The organism is Exiguobacterium sp. EF_C8, from assembly GCF_054956715.1.
This window is the reverse complement of sequence record NZ_CM143264.1, coordinates 2,342,333-2,361,658: the sequence shown is the minus strand read 5'-3', so window position 1 is coordinate 2,361,658 and position 19,326 is coordinate 2,342,333. Positions and strand designations below refer to the sequence as shown.

The 19,326-nt window shown below is 45.7% G+C and carries 16 protein-coding genes; 14 read left to right on the top strand and 2 right to left on the bottom strand.

The annotated features are described in order from the left end of the window. Positions 1 to 128 precede the first annotated feature (128 nt). Positions 129 to 1,268 carry a zinc-dependent alcohol dehydrogenase gene (locus ACY2IG_RS12585; RefSeq protein WP_035406295.1) on the top strand — a complete coding sequence of 380 codons (1,140 nt, stop codon included), beginning with the start codon at positions 129 to 131 and terminating at the stop codon, positions 1,266 to 1,268. Between the two features lie 49 nt (positions 1,269 to 1,317). Here the strand turns inward: ACY2IG_RS12585 and ACY2IG_RS12580 are convergent, their stop codons facing one another. Continuing rightward, a complete protein-coding gene (locus ACY2IG_RS12580; protein ID WP_035406299.1) occupies positions 1,318 to 1,743 on the bottom strand; it encodes a divergent PAP2 family protein in 426 nt (141 codons plus the stop codon). Positions 1,744 to 1,954: 211 nt separating this feature from the next. Here ACY2IG_RS12580 and ACY2IG_RS12575 point away from each other — a divergent pair, with 211 nt between their 5' ends. The 13 genes from ACY2IG_RS12575 to ACY2IG_RS12515 all read left to right on the top strand — a co-directional run bounded on the left by ACY2IG_RS12575 (position 1,955) and on the right by ACY2IG_RS12515 (position 17,490). Beyond that, positions 1,955 to 2,674, top strand: coding sequence for a response regulator (locus ACY2IG_RS12575; RefSeq protein ID WP_369792024.1), 720 nt, complete (start codon positions 1,955 to 1,957; stop codon positions 2,672 to 2,674). Then, the gene (pnpS, locus tag ACY2IG_RS12570; protein WP_035406301.1) at positions 2,671 to 4,404 is read left to right on the top strand and encodes a two-component system histidine kinase PnpS; all 1,734 of its coding nucleotides are present in this window, start codon (positions 2,671 to 2,673) and stop codon (positions 4,402 to 4,404) included. Before ACY2IG_RS12575 ends, pnpS begins: the two co-directional genes overlap by 4 nt. Before the next feature lie 212 nt (positions 4,405 to 4,616). Then, on the top strand, positions 4,617 to 7,214 hold the full coding sequence (polA, locus tag ACY2IG_RS12565; protein ID WP_329468856.1) for a DNA polymerase I: 2,598 nt from the start codon (positions 4,617 to 4,619) through the stop codon (positions 7,212 to 7,214). A gap of 16 nt (positions 7,215 to 7,230) precedes the next feature. Further along, entirely contained in the window at positions 7,231 to 8,061 is an 831-nt protein-coding gene (gene mutM / locus ACY2IG_RS12560) for a DNA-formamidopyrimidine glycosylase (RefSeq protein WP_035406306.1), read from the top strand. Then, positions 8,058 to 8,642: a dephospho-CoA kinase gene (gene coaE, locus ACY2IG_RS12555; protein ID WP_214852872.1), complete on the top strand. Its 585-nt coding sequence runs from the start codon at positions 8,058 to 8,060 to the stop codon at positions 8,640 to 8,642. Before mutM ends, coaE begins: the two co-directional genes overlap by 4 nt. Positions 8,643 to 8,796: 154 nt before the next feature. Next, entirely contained in the window at positions 8,797 to 9,840 is a 1,044-nt protein-coding gene (locus ACY2IG_RS12550) for a glyceraldehyde-3-phosphate dehydrogenase (protein WP_035406310.1), read from the top strand. Between the two features lie 258 nt (positions 9,841 to 10,098). Beyond that, positions 10,099 to 10,485, top strand: coding sequence for an adenosylmethionine decarboxylase (gene speD / locus ACY2IG_RS12545; protein ID WP_023469024.1), 387 nt, complete (start codon positions 10,099 to 10,101; stop codon positions 10,483 to 10,485). 107 nt (positions 10,486 to 10,592) lie between these two features. After that, complete coding sequence (locus tag ACY2IG_RS12540) at positions 10,593 to 10,961, top strand: hypothetical protein (protein WP_035406312.1); 369 nt, start codon at positions 10,593 to 10,595, stop codon at positions 10,959 to 10,961. A gap of 13 nt (positions 10,962 to 10,974) precedes the next feature. Then, positions 10,975 to 11,451: a transcriptional regulator NrdR gene (gene nrdR, locus ACY2IG_RS12535; protein WP_035406313.1), complete on the top strand. Its 477-nt coding sequence runs from the start codon at positions 10,975 to 10,977 to the stop codon at positions 11,449 to 11,451. Positions 11,452 to 11,523: 72 nt separating this feature from the next. Then, positions 11,524 to 12,885 (top strand): replication initiation and membrane attachment family protein, encoded by a 1,362-nt coding sequence (locus tag ACY2IG_RS12530; protein WP_056062648.1) that lies wholly within the window; start codon positions 11,524 to 11,526, stop codon positions 12,883 to 12,885. 12 nt (positions 12,886 to 12,897) lie between these two features. Next, positions 12,898 to 13,815, top strand: a complete 918-nt coding sequence (gene dnaI, locus ACY2IG_RS12525; protein WP_035406319.1) for a primosomal protein DnaI — start codon at positions 12,898 to 12,900, stop codon at positions 13,813 to 13,815. Between the two features lie 311 nt (positions 13,816 to 14,126). After that, positions 14,127 to 16,067 (top strand): threonine--tRNA ligase, encoded by a 1,941-nt coding sequence (thrS, locus tag ACY2IG_RS12520; protein WP_035406322.1) that lies wholly within the window; start codon positions 14,127 to 14,129, stop codon positions 16,065 to 16,067. 217 nt (positions 16,068 to 16,284) lie between these two features. Then, on the top strand, positions 16,285 to 17,490 hold the full coding sequence (locus ACY2IG_RS12515; RefSeq protein WP_290772117.1) for a glycoside hydrolase family protein: 1,206 nt from the start codon (positions 16,285 to 16,287) through the stop codon (positions 17,488 to 17,490). A 47-nt stretch (positions 17,491 to 17,537) separates the two neighbouring features. Here ACY2IG_RS12515 and ACY2IG_RS12510 read toward each other — a convergent pair whose 3' ends face one another. Next, complete coding sequence (locus tag ACY2IG_RS12510) at positions 17,538 to 19,007, bottom strand: catalase (RefSeq protein ID WP_035406325.1); 1,470 nt, start codon at positions 19,005 to 19,007, stop codon at positions 17,538 to 17,540. Between the last annotated feature and the right edge of the window lie 319 nt (positions 19,008 to 19,326).

Sequence of the window (19,326 nt, the reverse complement as noted above, 5' to 3'; positions counted from 1 at the left end):
AATGGTTAGTTCACACCATGTTATCCATGTAGTATAAAAGTTCCAATTTTAAAAAACATGTAGAATAAATGCTTGTATTAGGGTAAGGACAAAGGTACGTCATTTTATTCCACTAAGGGGGATTTTACATGCGCGCCGTAACGTACCAAGGAACAAAAGATGTTCAAGTCAAACAAGTACAGGATCCATCGATTGATAAAAACGATGACATCATCGTAAAGATCACCTCGACTGCAATTTGTGGTTCGGATCTACACATTTATCAAGGGAATATGCCGGCTCACAAAGACTATGTCATTGGTCATGAACCGATGGGCATCGTTGAAGAAGTTGGACCAGGAGTGACGAAGGTCAAACGGGGAGACCGCGTCGTGTTACCGTTTAACGTTGCTTGCGGTCACTGTTTCTTTTGCGAACATGATATGGAAAGTCAATGTGATAACTCAAACGGAAATCCGCATGTCGATACAGGTGGATATTTTGGTTTTACAGAAGAGTTTGGTGGACATCCCGGTGGTCAGGCGGAATATTTAAAAGTACCATTTGGAAATTTCATGCCGCTCGTAATTCCTGAATCGTGTGAACTAGAAGATGAAGCGTTGTTGTTCTTATCTGACGTTTTACCTACAGCATATTGGAGTGTCCTGCATGCTGGTGTGAAAAAAGGGGACACGGTCGTCGTACTCGGATCGGGACCTGTCGGACTGATGACACAAAAATTCGCATGGATGCAAGGTGCGAAACGGGTCATTGCGGTGGATGATCAAGTCTATCGATTAAATCACGCCAAAGTGACGAATAAAGTCGAGACCGTGAATTTTTCAGATCATGCAGAAAGTGGTGCCTACATCAAAGAATTGACGCAAGGTGGGGCAGATGTCGTGATTGATTGCGTCGGTCTTGATGGGAAGATGTCACCTGTTGAAAAAATCGAACAAAAGATTGGTTTGCAAGGGGGAACGTTGAGTGCCATTGATATTGCGAAGGATGCTGTCCGGAAGTTTGGTACCGTACAGTTGACGGGTGTCTATGCGAAAAAATATAATCAATTTCCACTCGGCGACTTTTTCACTCGGAATATCACACTGAAAATGGGACAAGCACCCGTCGTCCATTTGATGCCGGAACTGTTCCAGAAAATCATCAATAAGGAATTTGATCCGACGGACATCGTGACGCATCGAGTGGCACTCGATGATGCTGCTGCAGCCTATCAAACCTTCAATGATCGAACAGATGGATGCATCAAGGTCGTTCTAAAACCATAAGTCACTTCACATGCAAACAACCCATCCAAAATCGGATGGGTTGTTTGCATTAAAAGAAGAAAACTGGCCACAAGATACCGACAGCTAAACCGAGTAAGAGACCAACGAATACTTGAAACTCAGTGTGACCGACGAGTTCATTCAGAAGAGGGGTCTCATGACGAATTCCCTTAAAATAATCATTGAGTAATTTTGCCTGAACACCAACAGCTTGTCTGACACCCGTCGCGTCATACATGATGATTGTGGCAAATATGGCAGCTAGTGCGAAGAGCGAAGATGAGAAGCCTTCCTGAAAACCGATGACCACGGCTAACGCGACGACAGTCGAGCTATGTGAACTAGGCATACCACCGGAAGCAAACATGATCTCCAGGTCGAACTTTCTGGTCCGTACCAAACTCGTAACAAGCTTCGCTGCTTGAGCGATGAACCATGCCGTGATGGCTGCAAAAAGGGGATGATTCCATTCCATACATTCTACCTCCTACGATTGACGATATGTATTGATTCCCCGTTTTTATCGCTTTTACACGAATGATCAAGAGGGATTCATCGTCTCCTTTAAAGATTATGTAAAGAAACAGCAGAAAGATTTGTGATTTTCCAGTAAAAGTCGGTAAGATGAAGACAGACGAAGCGGATTCCACGGAATTCCTCATTCGAAAGAACGAAACTTGAGGGGGATGCAAGGTTTGAAAGATAAAATTATCGTGGTAGATGATGAATTGTCGATTGCAACACTATTGAAGTTTAATTTAGAGCAGGCTGGTTTTGTCGTCGAAACGGCACATGATGGAATGTCAGGTTTGAAATTAGCGGAAAAACAAGATGCCGCACTGATCGTACTGGATCTCATGTTGCCGGAACTCGATGGTCTGGAAGTATGTAAACGACTACGTCAACAGAAAATCAATACACCGATCTTGATGCTGACGGCAAAGGATGATGAGTTTGATAAGGTGCTCGGTCTAGAACTCGGTGCGGACGATTACCTGACAAAACCGTTTAGCCCACGCGAAGTCGTTGCCCGTGTAAAAGCGATTTTACGACGGATGAGTCATCAGACAGCATCCCCGGATGAGGTCACGGACGGAACGATTCTGATTGGTGACGTCAAAATCGTTCCGGATAACTACGAAGCTTTCAAAGCAGAAGAACGTCTTGAACTTACTCCTAAGGAATTTGAATTGCTCGTATATCTCGCTAAAAATAAAGGACGTGTCTTGACACGAGATCAACTGTTATCCGCGATTTGGAATTATGATTTCGTCGGCGATACGCGTATCGTGGATGTGCATATCAGTCACGTCCGTGAAAAAATCGAACCGAATACGAAAAAACCGATTTATATCAAAACGATTCGCGGTCTCGGGTATAAGATGGAGGAGCCGAAACCAGAATGAGTAAGTATCGGAAACGGTTCATCTTTAAAATGATTTCTTTCATTAGTTTGGTGCTTGTTGCACTCGGTTTTCTACTTGGACAATCATTTAAGGAATTCTATGTTCAAAATGAAAAAGAAAAATTGATGGATGAAACCTCGCTTGTCGAGACGATCCTACAAGGGCGCGAAGTTTCTGATATGGCACAGTACGTGAATCAATTGTATGCCGAATCCAATTTTGACATGATCTTATTTAACGGACGTGGGGAAATCATCGCAGGTACCCCTGTTGATGTCACGAAACTGAAAGTAGCAACGCTCAATTTCTCAGCGATTCCCAAAGATGGCACGTTTGAATCGAAGACGGATGACAGTGTCGTCCAGTTCACGAAGCCTGTTCCAACAGCAGATGGTGGAGAAGTGTACGTCAGTTTCATTCGTTATGCTAAAGATTTGAATATTATCTATTCACGGATTTGGACGGTCATTTTCTTCTCACTCCTTGCTTCGCTCGTAATCATCTTTTTGACAATCTATCGTTCAACGAAACGGTTCCTACGACCAATCGCGGAGGCGACCGATGTGTTGCACGAACTGTCACATGGGAATTACAAGTCACGCGTCTACGAGTTAGCGGCACCAGATGAATCACGTGATTTAGGACGCTCGATCAATCTCCTCGCACGAAATCTAGAGAATGCATCATCCGGTGAAGCGATGCAACGGGCACGACTCGAATCCTTGATCGAATACATGGGAGCCGGTCTCATGCTGATTGATGAAAAGGGTTATGTACTACTTGTTAACCGTACCTATCGGGAGATGTTCCATATTCACGAACCATCTAGTGGAAAATTATATTACCGCGTACTTCCGAACGAAAAGATGAGTCAGGTGATTGAAGATGTCTACCTGACAGAAAAACCGAATCGCAAACAATCGAGTGTCCGTTTCGGCATCAACAGTCGGACGTTTATGGTCAGTGCCGCACCGATTTTTGATAAGAACGGTCGCGTGCAAGGAACGACCGTTGTCTTCAACGATATTACGGAAATTAAAAAGCTGGAACAGATGCGCAAAGACTTCGTTGCGAATGTCAGCCACGAATTAAAAACACCACTGACGTCCATCAAGGGGTTTGCAGAAACGTTACTCGATGGTGCGCAAGATGTTCCGGAAATCCGGGAACAATTTTTGCGGATCATTCATGATGAATCAGAACGAATGCAGACATTGGTCGAAGACTTGCTCGAACTATCGCGACTGGAACAAGACAACTATCAGCTTGAAACAGCAATCGTTGATGTGACGAGTCTCGTTCGCGAAACCGCTGAGCTGTTGCATCGACGAGCAGCGGAAAAAGAGATGATGATTCATATCGAAACGGAAGAGGAAGTCTTCATCCGGGCAGATTTGAATCGGTTGAAACAAGTCGTAGTCAACTTAGTTGCGAATGCGTTGAACTACACCCCGAACGGTGGTAACGTCTGGATTCAACTCGAGGACGGAGAAGAGTCTGTCCAACTCATCATCAAAGATGATGGGATTGGTATTCATCCGAAGGAGACGCAGCGTATCTTCGAACGGTTCTATCGTGTCGATAAGGCGCGAAGCCGTAATTCAGGTGGAACGGGTCTCGGGCTGGCCATTGTTAAACACATCGTTGATCTTCACCATGGGGAAATTGATGTCGAATCGGCGGAGCAACAAGGAACGACGTTTACGATTCGTTTACCAAAACATGGCTGAATTTCACAGTGGATTCACAATTCCTTAATAGATGTATCTTATGATGAAAGTACCTTCTTCATCATCTGTATGGCGACTGGATCAGCTCCCATGTCGTCATGCCCTTGGCGGTTGACTCTCCGTGAGTCAATCGTCTTTTTTTGGTCATTTTTAGCGAACAAATGTGTGCAGAGTGATACAATAGGGACAGAAAATCGATTAAAGGGGCGTAGATGATGGAAAATAAATTGTTATTGATTGATGGGAACTCATTGACTTATCGGGCGTTTTTCGCTTTACCACCAATGACGGACGCGCAAGGACGAAATACGAACGCAGCCTATGGCTTTACGATGATGTTATTGAAGTTGCTTGAAGAAGAGCAACCGACACATATGCTCGTTGCCTTTGATGCTTCGAGTGAAACATTCCGTCACGATGTCTATCAGGAGTATAAAGGAAGTCGGGAAAAAACACCGTCCGAACTACGAGAACAATTCCCGATCGTCCGAGACATCTGTGAAGCACTCGGTATTCAAATGATGGAACTCCATCGCTATGAGGCAGATGATTTGATTGGTACGCTCGCACGGACAATGCCAACGGATCGGACGCGGATTGTCACAGGAGACAAAGATTTACTTCAACTTGTCACGGATAAGGTCGAAGTCTTGATCACGAAGCGTGGGATCACGGACGTCCAGTGCATGACAGAGGAACTGTTTGCTGAGACGTATGGTGGTCTAAAGCCGATTCAAATGATTGATTTGAAGGGGTTGATGGGTGATAAATCGGATAATATTCCAGGGATTCCTGGGATTGGTGAAAAGACGGCTGTTAAATTGATTTCGGCATACGGTTCTGTTGAAGGACTGTACGAACATGTCGAGGATTTAAAAGGGAAGCAGAAAGAAAAAGTCATCGCGAACGAAGAGCTCGCACGACTGTCGAAAGAACTCGCGACAATCAAGGTGGATGTCCCGCTCGAGACGACGCTAGATGATTTGCAAATTCGCAATGTCGATACCCAAGTTCCTTATTCATTGTTCCAGTCACTTGGCTTCAAGTCATTGACGAATCGATTCGCCCCTGTCGTCAAAGAAGAGGATAAAGAACAATTAAACGTCGTGACGATCACTTCACTTCCTAAAGACGTCACGGATGCCGTATTGATTGCAGAACAGCTTCGAGAAGATTACATGGAAGAAGACATCATTGGATTTGCGATAGCAACGCCTGACACGATCTATGTTGCTGCTCCGACGCTCGTCGAGGATCCAGCATTCCGTCAATGGATCGAGTCGGAACATCAAAAGATTTGTCTCGATGCGAAACAAGTCGCATTTGCATTGCGTAAACACGCCTTGACATTGAACGGGTACGAAGATCTGTTATTAGCAGGCTATTTGTTAAACTTAAGTGGCGGTACAACACTCGCTTCGATCGCTGGTCATTATGCATTAATGGCGCCGAATGAGGAAGCAGTACTCGGTAAGGGGGCGAAACGTCTCGCGCCAGAAGATGAAGCTCTTCATCCTTATTTAGCTGAGAAAGCACGGATGGTTGAATTGCTGTTCCCAAAAGTCCGAGAAGAACTGAAGGCGAATCAACAATATGAGTTATATGAAACGTTAGAGCGTCCACTATCAGGTGTCCTCGCTGAGATGGAATGGACTGGGATTCGCGTAGACGTCGCGACGCTCCAAGAGATGCAAGCGGATCTTGCTGGGCGTTTAACAGAACTTGAGACATTGGTCTTTGAAGCAGCAGGTGAGTCGTTCAATATTAATTCTCCGAAACAACTCGGTGTAATTTTGTTTGAAAAACTCGAACTCCCTGCCTTTAAGAAAACAAAGACGGGCTACTCGACTGCCGCAGATGTCCTTGAAAAACTGCGTCCGCTGCACCCAGTCATCGATCACATCATGCTTTACCGAGAACTGCAAAAGTTGCAGTCGACGTATGTTGAAGGATTGCAAAAAGTCATCAAGGAAGATGGAAAAATCCATACTCGTTTTGCTCAGACAATCGCTCAAACAGGTCGTTTAAGTTCGGTCAATCCGAACCTTCAGAATATCCCGATCCGGATTGAAGAAGGACGGAAGATTCGAAAAGCCTTCGTTCCGAGTCAAACAGGCTGGTCATTGTACGCTGCTGATTATTCACAAATCGAATTACGTGTCATGGCCGATATGTCGCAGGATCAGACGCTTGTCGATGCGTTCCTCCATGATGAGGATATTCATACTCAAACGGCAAGTAGTGTCTTCGGTGTCGAACCGGAAGATGTCACAGGAAACATGCGGCGTCAGGCGAAAGCCGTCAACTTTGGAATCATTTACGGAATCAGCGATTATGGATTGTCTCAAAACTTGAACATCACACGCAAAGAAGCGCAATCATTCATCGATCGTTATTTCGAGTTGTTCCCGCAAATCAAACAGTTCATGGATACAGCAATCGAGACGGCACGAGCAAATGGATTCGTCGAAACGTTGATGAACCGTCGCCGCAATATTCCGGATATCAATTCGAAAAACTTTAACTTACGTGGTTTTGCTGAACGTACTGCGATCAATACACCGATTCAAGGTTCGGCTGCAGATATCATTAAAAAAGCAATGCTTGATGTTCATGCTGCTTTGAAAGCATCTAATCTGAAGGCACGCTTGTTATTACAAGTACACGATGAATTGATTTTTGAAGCACCAGACGAAGAACTCGACGCTTTACAAGCACTTGTCAAACAAGCGATGGAGCAGACCGTCGAACTATCCGTACCGCTACGCGTCGATGGGGGCGCAGGGCATACGTGGTACGAAACGAAGTAAGCAAGGAGGAATAGATGTGCCTGAATTACCTGAAGTCGAGACCGTTCGCCGCAGTTTAGAACGTTCGGTCTCTGGAAAGACAGTCTCTTCCGTCAAAGTCTACCATCCGAAAATGATTCGGGGGATGGAAGTGGCGCCATTTGCAGATGCCTTACATCAAGAAAGGATCGAACGCGTCGAACGTCGCGGAAAGTTCCTGCTCTTTGATTTTGATCGTTTTTATCTCGTCAGCCATTTGCGGATGGAAGGAAAGTACTTCCCATATCCACAACCGGTTGAACGGGATAAACATACGCATGTCGTCTTCCGTTTCACGGATGGTTCGGAACTTCACTATAATGATGTTCGGAAGTTCGGAACGATGGAATTACGTGATAAGCAAACAGCGATGCAGACTGCTCCACTGGCACAACTGGAGCGTGAACCATTTGATCCGGAATTTACAGCAGAAGTGTTAGCGGAGAATTTAATTCGTAAAAAGAGAAGTCCAATCAAAACGGCACTGCTCGACCAGTCCATCTTCCTTGGTCTCGGTAACATCTATGTCGATGAGACTCTTCATGCTGCACGCGTCCACCCGTTGACGAAAGCCGGCGCCTTGACACTCGACGATATCTCACGCATTCATCAAGCCGGTGTCAACGTTTTACGACAAGCGGTGGAAGCAGGGGGAAGTACGATCCGGAGTTATGTCTCGCCGTCAGGAAAAGGTGAATTCCAGCTTCAACTTGCGGTATATGGTCAAAAAGGGGAACCGTGTCCTCGTTGTGGTACAGCCATCGAAAAAATCAAAGTCGGTGGACGGGGAACACATTTCTGTCCGACGTGCCAACAGGTTGCCTTATGAGAGTCGGTCTGACAGGGAGTATCGCAACCGGTAAAAGTACGGTTTCTAGCTATTTAAAACAAAAAGGAATAGCGGTCATCGATGCGGATCTCATTGCGCGAGAAGTCGTTGAGCCGGGAGGGCGAGCATATGATGCAGTCCAACTGGCATTCCCAGAGGCGTTTGAAAAAGGACGTCTTGTCCGTCCAAAGCTCGGACAAATCATTTTTCAAGATAGTGAAAAAAGACAACAATTGAATCAGTTGATGCACCCGAGTATTCGACAACAGATGCTCGAAGCAGCAGATGCCTATGAACGTTCAGGACATTCTCTCGTCGTATTTGATATTCCGTTACTGCTAGAAGGGGATTGGCGAAACCTGTTCGAACGCGTCGTTGTCGTCTATTGCCCAGAAGATATGCAGTTAAGAAGATTGATGCAACGTAATGATTTATCAGAAGCAGAAGCGTATGCACGTATCCATGCGCAACTCGGCATCGAACAGAAAAAAGAGCTTGCAGATGATGTATTCTTCAATGACGGTAGTATTGATTCGTTATACCAACAAATCGATGAGTGGTTAAGTCGGTATGGTGATTGATGCAAATGATGACAAGTTATGAAAAACATGAAGTGAGAGAAGTTTCCATCTTCTCTCACTTTTTTTAGAGAACATAATGAAATCGCTTACATTTCATGATATAGTTCTATCTGTAAACGGAGGTACATCCGTCACATTGAAGGGGGATCCGCACATGGGAGTCAAGGTGGCAGTCAATGGTTTTGGTCGAATTGGTCGAATGGTCTTTCGACGTCTGATCGCTGAGGGGAAAAGCGAAGTCGTAGCAATTAATGCGAGTTATCCAGTCGAAACACTCGCGCATTTAATCAAGTATGATACGGTACACGGAAAATTCAATTATCCGGTCGACATCATCGATGGGGCGTTGATGGTTGACGGAAAAGAGATTCAAATCGTCAGTGAACGCAATCCTGAGCTATTGCCGTGGGGGGAACTCGGCATCGATATCGTCGTCGAAGCAACAGGGAAGTTCAATTCGGATACGGGCGCTGCGAAGCATTTAGTGGCAGGAGCAAAAAAGGTCGTCATCACGGCACCTGCTAAAGGGGATGTTCGGACGATCGTCATGGGTGTCAATGATGACATGTATGATCATGAAACGGATGATATCGTTTCGAACGCATCGTGTACGACGAACTGTCTCGCACCTGTCGTTCAAGTCATCGACCGTGCATTCGGAATCGAATCCGGTCTCGTCACGACGGTTCATGCGTTTACGAACGATCAAAATAACATTGATAACCCGCATAAGGATTTACGGCGCGCCCGGGCATGCGGCTCATCGATCATTCCGACGTCGACAGGCGCGGCAAAGGCGATTGCGCTCGTCTTGCCACATTTGGAAGGGAAATTAAATGGACTCGCGCTTCGTGTTCCGACACCGAACGTATCACTCGTCGATCTCGTCGTCGAAGTCAGTCGGGATACGACGGTCGCTGAAGTGAACGAAGCCTTCACGAAAGCAGCGGACGGTGCGCTTGATGGCATTCTCGGAATGACGATGGAACCGCTCGTCTCAATCGACTTTAACGGAGAAGAACGTTCGACGGTCGTCGACGGGCTCTCGACGATGGTCATGGGTGGTCGTCAGGTGAAGGTCCTCGCTTGGTACGATAATGAGTGGGGTTACTCATGCCGCGTCGTCGATCTCGTACACCTCGTCTCGGCACACTTAGAGGCGATGGGAACCGTTGAAAAAGAACTTGAATTGAATTAATTATAACGGGCAGATCCCAGCAATGACGGGGGCTGTCCCGTTTTTTTTCTTAAAATATATTAATTTTTGAAATTTATCCTTGTGTATCTTTTTGATACTCGCTATAATTCAAATCGTGAACTTCAATCGGTCTGGCAATCGCAGCTTAAAGGGTTAGGACCTCTCTGGACTAACTTTCCCCCGTGGGTGCGAACGACTCAGGCGCAAAGTAAGTGATCAACTACTTTGAAGACCATTGAATGTAGGGGGGATCCACAAATGGATACTATGGGAAGACACATTATTGCAGAACTTTGGGATTGTAATCCTGAAAAATTGAACGACATGGAATTCGTTGAACGACTTTTCGTTGACGCAGCACTTCAAGCAGGTGCAGAAGTACGAGAAGTAGCATTCCACAAGTTTGCACCACACGGCGTCAGTGGCGTCGTCATTATCTCTGAATCGCACTTAACGATTCACAGTTTCCCAGAGCACGGGTATGCATCGGTTGATGTCTTTACTTGTGGGGATCGGATCGATCCAGCCATCGCAGCGAACTACATTGCTGAAAAGCTCGATGCGAAAATCCGTGAAAATGTCGAAATTCCACGTGGTATGGGACCTGTTCAAGTTCCAGCGGCTACTGTCCAGCACGTCAACTGACAATACACACGAATTCGTCAAGCCCTCGTCGTTCAGACGAGGGCTTTTTAATATGTCTGACGTCTGTTATTCTTAATAGTAGAAGAAACAAAGAAAAGAGGATGACCATGGGACTGAAGGAACGTTTGCAAAAACAGCTAGAGACATCCGATACACATAAAAACGAAAACCTACGCACACACTACTACGCAGCAACTGTGGAGATGTTATTTGCTGGTTTAGAAAATATCTTAAAGCAAGATGGCGGAACGGTTCGTCGTGTTGACGCGGAACGTGGAGAACTCGCTTTTACCTTAAAAGAAGTCGATGGACTTGCGACAGTCATCATGGTGGCAGGCGGACGTACTGCCGTCGATCTCTTCTTACACCGTGAAAGTCTTCTCGGACCTGATCTCGAGAAACAAATTGAGCGAATCTATGCATCACTTGATGCAGGGTATCGATTAAAGATGATTGGAACAAAAGAAATCACGTGAACGGAGGTACGGCATGCGCTGTCCAGCCTGTAATTTTAACGGAACAAAAGTACTGGATTCAAGACCAGTCCAGGATTTCGGTTCGATTCGAAGAAGACGTGAATGTGAGTCTTGTGGCTATCGTTTTACGACATTCGAAATGGTCGAGCAGACCCCTTTAATCATCGTAAAGAAAGACGGAACGCGTGACGAGTTCAATCGCGAGAAAATTCTACGTGGATTAGTGCGTGCCTGTGAAAAACGACCGATTTCGATTGAACAGCTAGAAACAGTCGTCAGTCGGGTCGAAAAGGCATTACGAGCGACAGCTCAGCATGAGATTCCAAGTGAGCAGGTCGGACGTCTCGTATTAAATGAACTAGCATCCGTTGACGAAGTGGCATATGTCCGCTTTGCGAGTGTTTATAAACAATTTAAGGACATCAATGTCTTTTTCCAAGAGCTCTCTGAACTGATGGAGCGACATCAGGAAAATGACCGTGAGAATTGAACGTGATATAAGAGAGGTCGTCTGTCCGGTCAGCGCACCTCTCTTTTTCTCCCTAAGGAAAGGACGAGTCAGATGGTAGAACGTGAACTTTCCGGTACCGACCTTTGCTTAGTGATGAGCAATGGTGTCGTCGACCGTGAAGCTTATCAATCTTTATATTATTTATACCAGCCGATTATCGGTGTTAAAGCGCTTGGGCTCTATCAAACGTTTTGGAGTGAGATGATCCCAGGGAAAACGAAATCCCAGTATATTTCCCATGCGGAACTCGGAACACTACTCGGGTTTTCCGTCGATGAGTTCAAGGAAGAGTTATTTAAGCTAGAAGGGATCGGGTTGATTCGAACGTTCGAAGCGCGCCAAGCCGCTTATCGTTACATTTATCAAATCCGGGTTCCGCTTGCGCCGAACACCTTCTTGAATGACGGGGTGTTATCGAGTCTGCTGTTCTATCGCGTCGGTGAAATCCGGTTCCGGTCGTTACAGCATCGTTTTCGGACGGAGCCGCTTCCGAAGAACATCGTTGATCGGACGGTTCGATTTGATCAAGTGTTCGACGTAAAAGCTGGTCTTGCTTCCGCTCATCAGCCGAAAGCTTATGCGAAACAGGAACGTGCGGTATATGAATTCGACTATTCGTTTGATCTAGAAGAGATGAAGCGACAGACCGATCGTTTCCTGCCACGAACATTTTACTCAAAGGCAATCGATCATCTGCTCGTGAAGCTTGCTTACGTCACGCAGTCGAATGAAGCATTGATGGCGGAACTGTTGAATGCCCGTTTCCGTCACGAAGCGTACTTGCCGATGACCGATGCTGAGAAGCAAGAACGCTGCAAACAGATGATGTTGTCAGCAAAACAAAAACTCAGCCGGGAGAAAAAAGCGAAGGTCGCCTCACTAGACACGATCGAGGTCGGAGACATCGAAGCGACGGAGACGATGGAAAGCACCCATCCGAAGCATTATGTAGCGAAGTTGCGAAAGGTCAAAGCGTTGTCTGAACGGGATGAAGAATTGATCCAACAATTGATCATCGATTATGAGATGTCGTCTGGGATCGTCAATGCTGCGTACTACTATGCGCTCGTCATCAAAAAAGATAATCGCTTCAGCAAGAACTTCCTCTTATCGATCGTTGATGATTGGAAACAGAAGGGATACGTGACGGCATCCGAGGCACTAGCGAAGACGCAGGAGCAGGATGAGTTGATTTCAAAAAAGCAGGAGCAAAAACAAGAACGTGCGCGTCAAACTGTTGGTGGTCGCCGGGGACGGACAAGCAACACGAATGGCGGTCCGAATCCGAAGTGGTTGCAAGAAGAGAAAGCAAAACAGCAGCAGTACGAAGCCTCTAAAAAAGCGAGTTTCGAAGCAGATGTTCCAGATGATGAAGAAATGGAACGAATCTTACGAGAACTGAAGGGGAACTAAAGGAGTCGAGACATGGAACATATCCAATCATCTATCGAAAAAATATTAAGTCGACCGGACGTCGCAGAATCGGTTCGAGCGATTCAACAACGAGTGTTGTCTCATCCAGGTGTCGTCATGTTCTTGCGGACACATCCGGAAATCGATCAACGGATGATCGAGCGGGGCATGCTCAAATTGAATGAATATGCGGAACAGATGGACGGAAATCGACTGATTGAAAGTAAGGCAGTCATCGAAGGGTACCAGCCGATCCTGCACGTCGAAAAAGGACAGATCGTCGTCTCGTATGAGAAGTCGCAAGCGTTAAAAGACCGAGAGGATGAACGTGCGCTTGAGAAGAAATTTAAGAGCCTGTTCCTGCCGGATGAAGTCCGCGATGCGAACTTCAGTGATTTTGACTTGTCGACGACGGACCGTAAGCTTGCCTTACGTGCGGCGTCTCAGTTCCTCAATCATCTCCGCTCGAAGGAGACGGTAAAGGGATTGTACCTTCATGGTAGCTTTGGTGTCGGGAAAACATACCTTTTGGCTGCGATCGGGAATGCTTTGAAAAAAGAACGGATTGCAACGATTCTTGTCCATGCCCCGGGGTTTGTCGCTGAAGCGAAACGGAGGATTCGGTCTGACTCGTTTGATACATTCCTCGAAGGATTTCAAACGATTCCAGTCTTGTTGATTGACGATATCGGTGCTGAATCGATCAGTCCGTGGGTACGGGATGAATTGTTCGGGATCATTTTGCAGTATCGCATGATGCATCGTCTGCCGACATTATTCAGCTCGAACTTATCTTATGATGAACTCGAACTCCATTTCGGAATCACAAATGATCAAGGCGATAAATTAAAGGCTGCACGACTGATGGAACGAATCCGGACGACGACGCAACCAATCGAGTTCCTTGGTGAAAATCGACGTCGCTACTAATTTTCCTTGTCAAGGAAGCAACGGATTCGTTATACTAATGACACGTCAATAGACGATGCAACGATTGAGGATATGGAGTATGAAATGAACCAAACTAGCGAGAGAAGAACGGTGGAAGCTTCTCATGGCATCATTCATGTCTTTACTCCCTCATAGCACGAACGGGGCTAATCCGTTTGCGCCTCACGCCCGTTAACGCGTGTTCGAGCCGAACCAGTGCATGGTCCGGGAACGAGGGTGGTACCACGAGATTAAGACTCGTCCCTTTTTAGGGATGAGTCTTTTTTATTTTGTAAAAGGGGGAAACAGTCATGTCAAACATCGCACTTACATTTCCAGACGGCGCCGTAAAGGAATTTGCAGCCGGCACGACAGCTGAAGAAGTGGCAGCTTCGATCAGCCCAGGTCTTCGTAAAAAAGCCTTTGCTGCTAAATTGAACGGGCACGCCATCGATTACCGTCGTCCAATCGAAGAGGACGGTACAATTGAATTGATCATGCCGGATTCAGAAGAAGGGCTCGACTTGATTCGTCACTCATCAGCTCATTTGATGGCACAAGCCATCAAACGTCTGTATCCGGATGAAACGATTCATCTTGGAATTGGACCGACAATCGAGAATGGTTTTTACTATGACATCGATATGGAACGTCGTCTGACAGAAGAGGACCTTCCAGAAATCGAGAAGATGATGAATAAAATCGCCGGTGAAAACTTGCCGATCGAACGAGAAGTCGTCTCGCGTGACGAGGCACTCGCCATCTATAAAGAACTCAATGATCCGTTGAAGATTGAATTGATCGAGTCGATTCCTGCTGATCAGGATTTGACGATTTACCGTCAAGGCGAATTCTTCGATCTCTGCCGTGGACCACACGTTCCAGCGACAGCGAAGCTACAAGTCTTCAAATTGATGAGCATTGCTGGTGCTTACTGGCGTGGTGATTCGAAAAACAAGATGTTACAACGGATTTACGGTACAGCATGGGCAACAAAAGATCAGTTGAAACAACACCTCCACTTCCTCGCTGAAGCAAAAGAACGGGATCACCGGAAACTCGGGAAGGAACTTGGTTTATTCTTCACTTCTCAAGAAGTCGGTCAAGGACTTCCGATGTGGTTACCAAAAGGAGCAGCGATCCGTCGGACAGTCGAGCGTTATATCGTCGATAAAGAACTCGAACTTGGGTATGAGCACGTCTATACACCGGTCCTCGGTTCAGTCGATTTATACAAGACATCGGGGCACTGGGATCACTATCAAGATGACATGTTCCCGAAAATGGAGATGGACAATGAAGAACTTGTTCTTCGCCCGATGAACTGTCCACACCATATGATGGTCTATAAGAACGAACCACGTTCGTACCGTGATTTACCACTTCGTGTCGCGGAGCTTGGTGGCATGCACCGTTACGAAATGTCCGGTGCCTTGACTGGTCTTCAACGTGTTCGTTACATGGTTCTTAACGATGGACATACGTTCGTCCGTCCTGACCAAATGAAAGATGAGTTTAAAGCCATCGTTCATCTCATTCAAGAAGTCTATGCTGATTTCGGGATCACAGATTACAAGTTCCGTCTTTCATACCGTGACCCAGCGGACAAAGAGAAGTACTTCGACAACGATGCGATCTGGGAAATGGCGCAACGTGAGTTGAAAGAAACAATGGATGAGCTCGAACTCGAATACTTCGAAGCAGAAGGCGAAGCCGCATTCTACGGACCAAAGCTTGACGTTCAAGTTCGGACAGCGCTTGGTAAAGATGAGACGCTCTCAACAGTCCAACTCGACTTCCTCTTACCAGAGCGATTCGAATTGACATACAAAGGGAACGATGGACAAGATCACCGTCCAGTCGTCTTACACCGAGGTGTCGTATCAACGATGGAACGATTCGTTGCTTACTTGATCGAAGAATACAAAGGCGCATTCCCAACATGGCTCGCACCCGTTCAGGTGAAATTGATTCCGGTTTCTGGTGTTCATGAAGACTATGCTCGTGAAATCAAAGCGATCCTGTTGAAAAAGGGAATCCGCGTCGAAACAGATTTCCGTGACGAGAAACTCGGTTATCGTATTCGTGAAGCACAAGTCAATAAAGTACCGGTCATGCTCGTTTTAGGTGACAAAGAAGTTGAATCACGCGAAGTCAACATTCGTCGTTACGGTTCAAAAGACTCGAGTAATGCATCACTCGAACAATTCATTGCAGATTTAGAGCAAGAAATCGCAAATCGTTCAAAATAATTCATGTATATAAAAACAATCCGCCCTGCTGATGTAGGGCGGATTGTTTTTGTGATGGGATGCTTGAAAGAAACCAATTTCATACCGATGAAACAGGTAGAACATCCAACTGAATCTATCTAAAATGACCAAATGTCATTTTTCCTTTAATTGGATAAATGATATAATAAACCTTCAGTGGATGAAATGTTTTGAAGAATGGGAAGGAAGTTACAGATTGAAGAAAACAACTCTCGCTGTATTCATCGCTTCTTCACTTTTAATCGGTATTCATCCGAGCGAAGCGAAGGCGACAACGATTAAAAAAACATACCGGATTACACCAAAAACAGAAGCGATTGACCCAGCAATCCGTAAATATACGACCTATAATGCAAAGACACGCAATCATTATACGATGCGTTCTTATTTGGAACGACTTGAAAAAGAAGGGGGAGGCACCCTCGTTCTAACAAAGGGAACGTATCTGTCCCCGTTACGTGTTGGTATCCCGTCCAATACGACGGTGATCCTAGAGGATGGTGTCATCATCAAAAAGACGACAGAGACAGGGACGACAAAGATTAGTTCGACGACGAGTGTCTTTGATTTCGTTGCGCCATCTGTTTTACGTCTGAATAAAAAAGTTGGCAAATATAACGGTTCCCAGAATGTTAAACTCGTCGGTAAGGGGAATGCACAGATCGACTTGAATCAATATGCGCGTGGTTCGGCTTTCGCTATTGCCCATAATCAAAATTTGTACATCGGCGGTATTACGGTACGGAATCAAAAGGGTTCACATGCGATGGAACTTGATGCAACGAAGAAGGCAGTCATCGAAAACATGAAATTCGTCGATGCCGTCATGATACCGAATACAGGTCCGAATGAATCGATTAATCTCGATACCCCAGATCCAATCACGAAGGGTTTCAACTGGAAGTGGTCGAATCAAGATGGCACTCCAAATGAAGATATCACGATTCGCAATAACTTATTCCGTAACATCAATGTGGCAATCGGCACACATCAATACACGGAAAACAAATTACACACGAATGTCCGGATTGAAAAAAACACGATTGACGGAACGAAGGATTATGCGATTTCGATGATGAACTGGGAGAATCCAACGGTCCGCTACAATACGATCCGAAACGTGCATCGAGCAGATGGAAAAGCGATGACGATTCTCGGTAGAGGAGTTGTCGGAGGGACAATTCGCTACAATCGATTGGAAGACGCGGATCGCGCGATTCAAATGCAACCGTTCCAAAGTAACGGCTATGCTCCAATCTATAATACGTTTACAGCAGATCAAAAACGTTACATGCAACAAAATACGGTCAAGCAGGTTGGACTCGACCAAATCGTCTTATTCAAAAAACTGAACGAGTTCACGTATAAAACGGCAGAGCGTTACGATTTTATTCCATACTAAGACACAAACAAGCACCCAAGACTAGTGTCGAGGGTGCTCGTTTTGCGTTATGAACGCATTTGTTGCAGGAACGGTTCGATATTGACTTGAAGCGCTTCTGATAGCTTCTGACCGAGTGATGCATCAGCACGATAGAAGTTACAGATTGCGAGCAGGACCGTATTTTCATGACGGACTTGCTGAAGGTCGTTGACGAGGTTCTTCAGAAGAGCTGCTTGCTCTTCTTCTGTCAGACGACGGTATACTTCTCCGGCTTGACCAAAGTTATTCGTCTTCTCGATTTCGAGACGACCGTGTTTATCATCAAGCAACGGTTGATTTTCTTCCGTATACTCGGGTGTTTCTTTTGGTTCTTCTTGATAACGGTTCGGTTCGTAGTTGACCGGACTCGTTTGCTGACCGACCGGCATTGCACCGTCACGTTGGTAGTTGTTCACTTGTGCAAACGGACAGTTGATTGGAAGTTGTTGATAATTCGTGCCAATACGGTAGCGTTGTGTATCTGAGTAAGAGAACAAGCGACCTTGTAGTAACTTATCTTCAGATGGCAACATCCCTGGAATCAAGACACCTGGGTTGAATCCGACAGATTCCGTTTCAGCGAAATAGTTGTCGACGTTCTTATTCAAAGTCATCGTACCGACGTGTTGGAACGGAATGACATCCTCAAACCAATCTTTTGTCGCGTCGAGCGGATCGAAATCGAACTGATCGACGTCAGCCGGATCAAGTACCTGTACGAACAGATCCCATTCCGGGTAATCGCCATCTTCAATCGCTTGGAACGTATCGTTTGAAGCATGGTTGAAATCTTTTCCTTGAATCTCTGTTGCTTCTTCAGCTGAGAGATTATGAACACCAGCTTTTGGTACCCAGCGTAGTTTCACATAAACCGTATTACCGTGTGCATTCACCCATTTGAACGAGTGAACGGAAGAACCACGCATTTTACGGTAGCTTGCAGGAATACCCTCATCCGTGAAAAGATGCATGAGCATGTTCGTCGATTCCGGACGAAGTGTCATGAAGTCCCAGTAACGGTCAGGATCTTGAATATTCGTGCGTGGATCTGGTTTGAGAGAATGGACCATATCCGGGAATTTCATGGCGTCACGAATGAAGAAGACAGGAAGGTTGTTCCCGACGAAATCCCAGTTTCCTTCTTCTGTATAGAACTTGACAGAGAATCCACGTGGATCGCGGAGCGTCTCTGGAGAATGCGTGCCGTGAATAACAGTCGAGAAGCGGGCGAAAACAGGAACTTCTGTCCCTTCTTCTTGTAAAAACGCAGCTTTCGTGTACTTTTTCATCGAATTTTTGACAGTGAAGACACCGTGAGCACCAAAGCCACGAGCATGTACGACGCGCTCAGGTACACGTTCCCGATCGAAATGGGCCATCTTTTCAATTAATTGATAGTCTTCTAATAAAGTTGGTCCGCGACGTCCAGCCGTACGTGAATTCTGGTTGTCTCCGATTGGTACACCTTGATTGGTCGTTAATCGTTTTTCAGTCATCTGTTATTCTCCCCTTTATGTAAGATTAAATTAATTATAAAACAATAATCATTCTAAATAAACAGTTTTGCTTGCGAATGTTCTGAATCTTTTTTCATGTTATGAATGTACCCGTGAAAAACAGGTTAGAAACTTCTTGCTTATCCGTAAAAGGATTGCTATTATAATCAAGTATGTGAGCAACGTTCTGTAAGAACATAGAAAGCGGCTTGACATCACGGGAAAACAAGTGCTATGATAGCAAAGTGAAATGACAACAAAGCAGAAGCATCCCGCTTCTCACCATGTATGATAACTCGTACTGGTTCATCATGAAGAT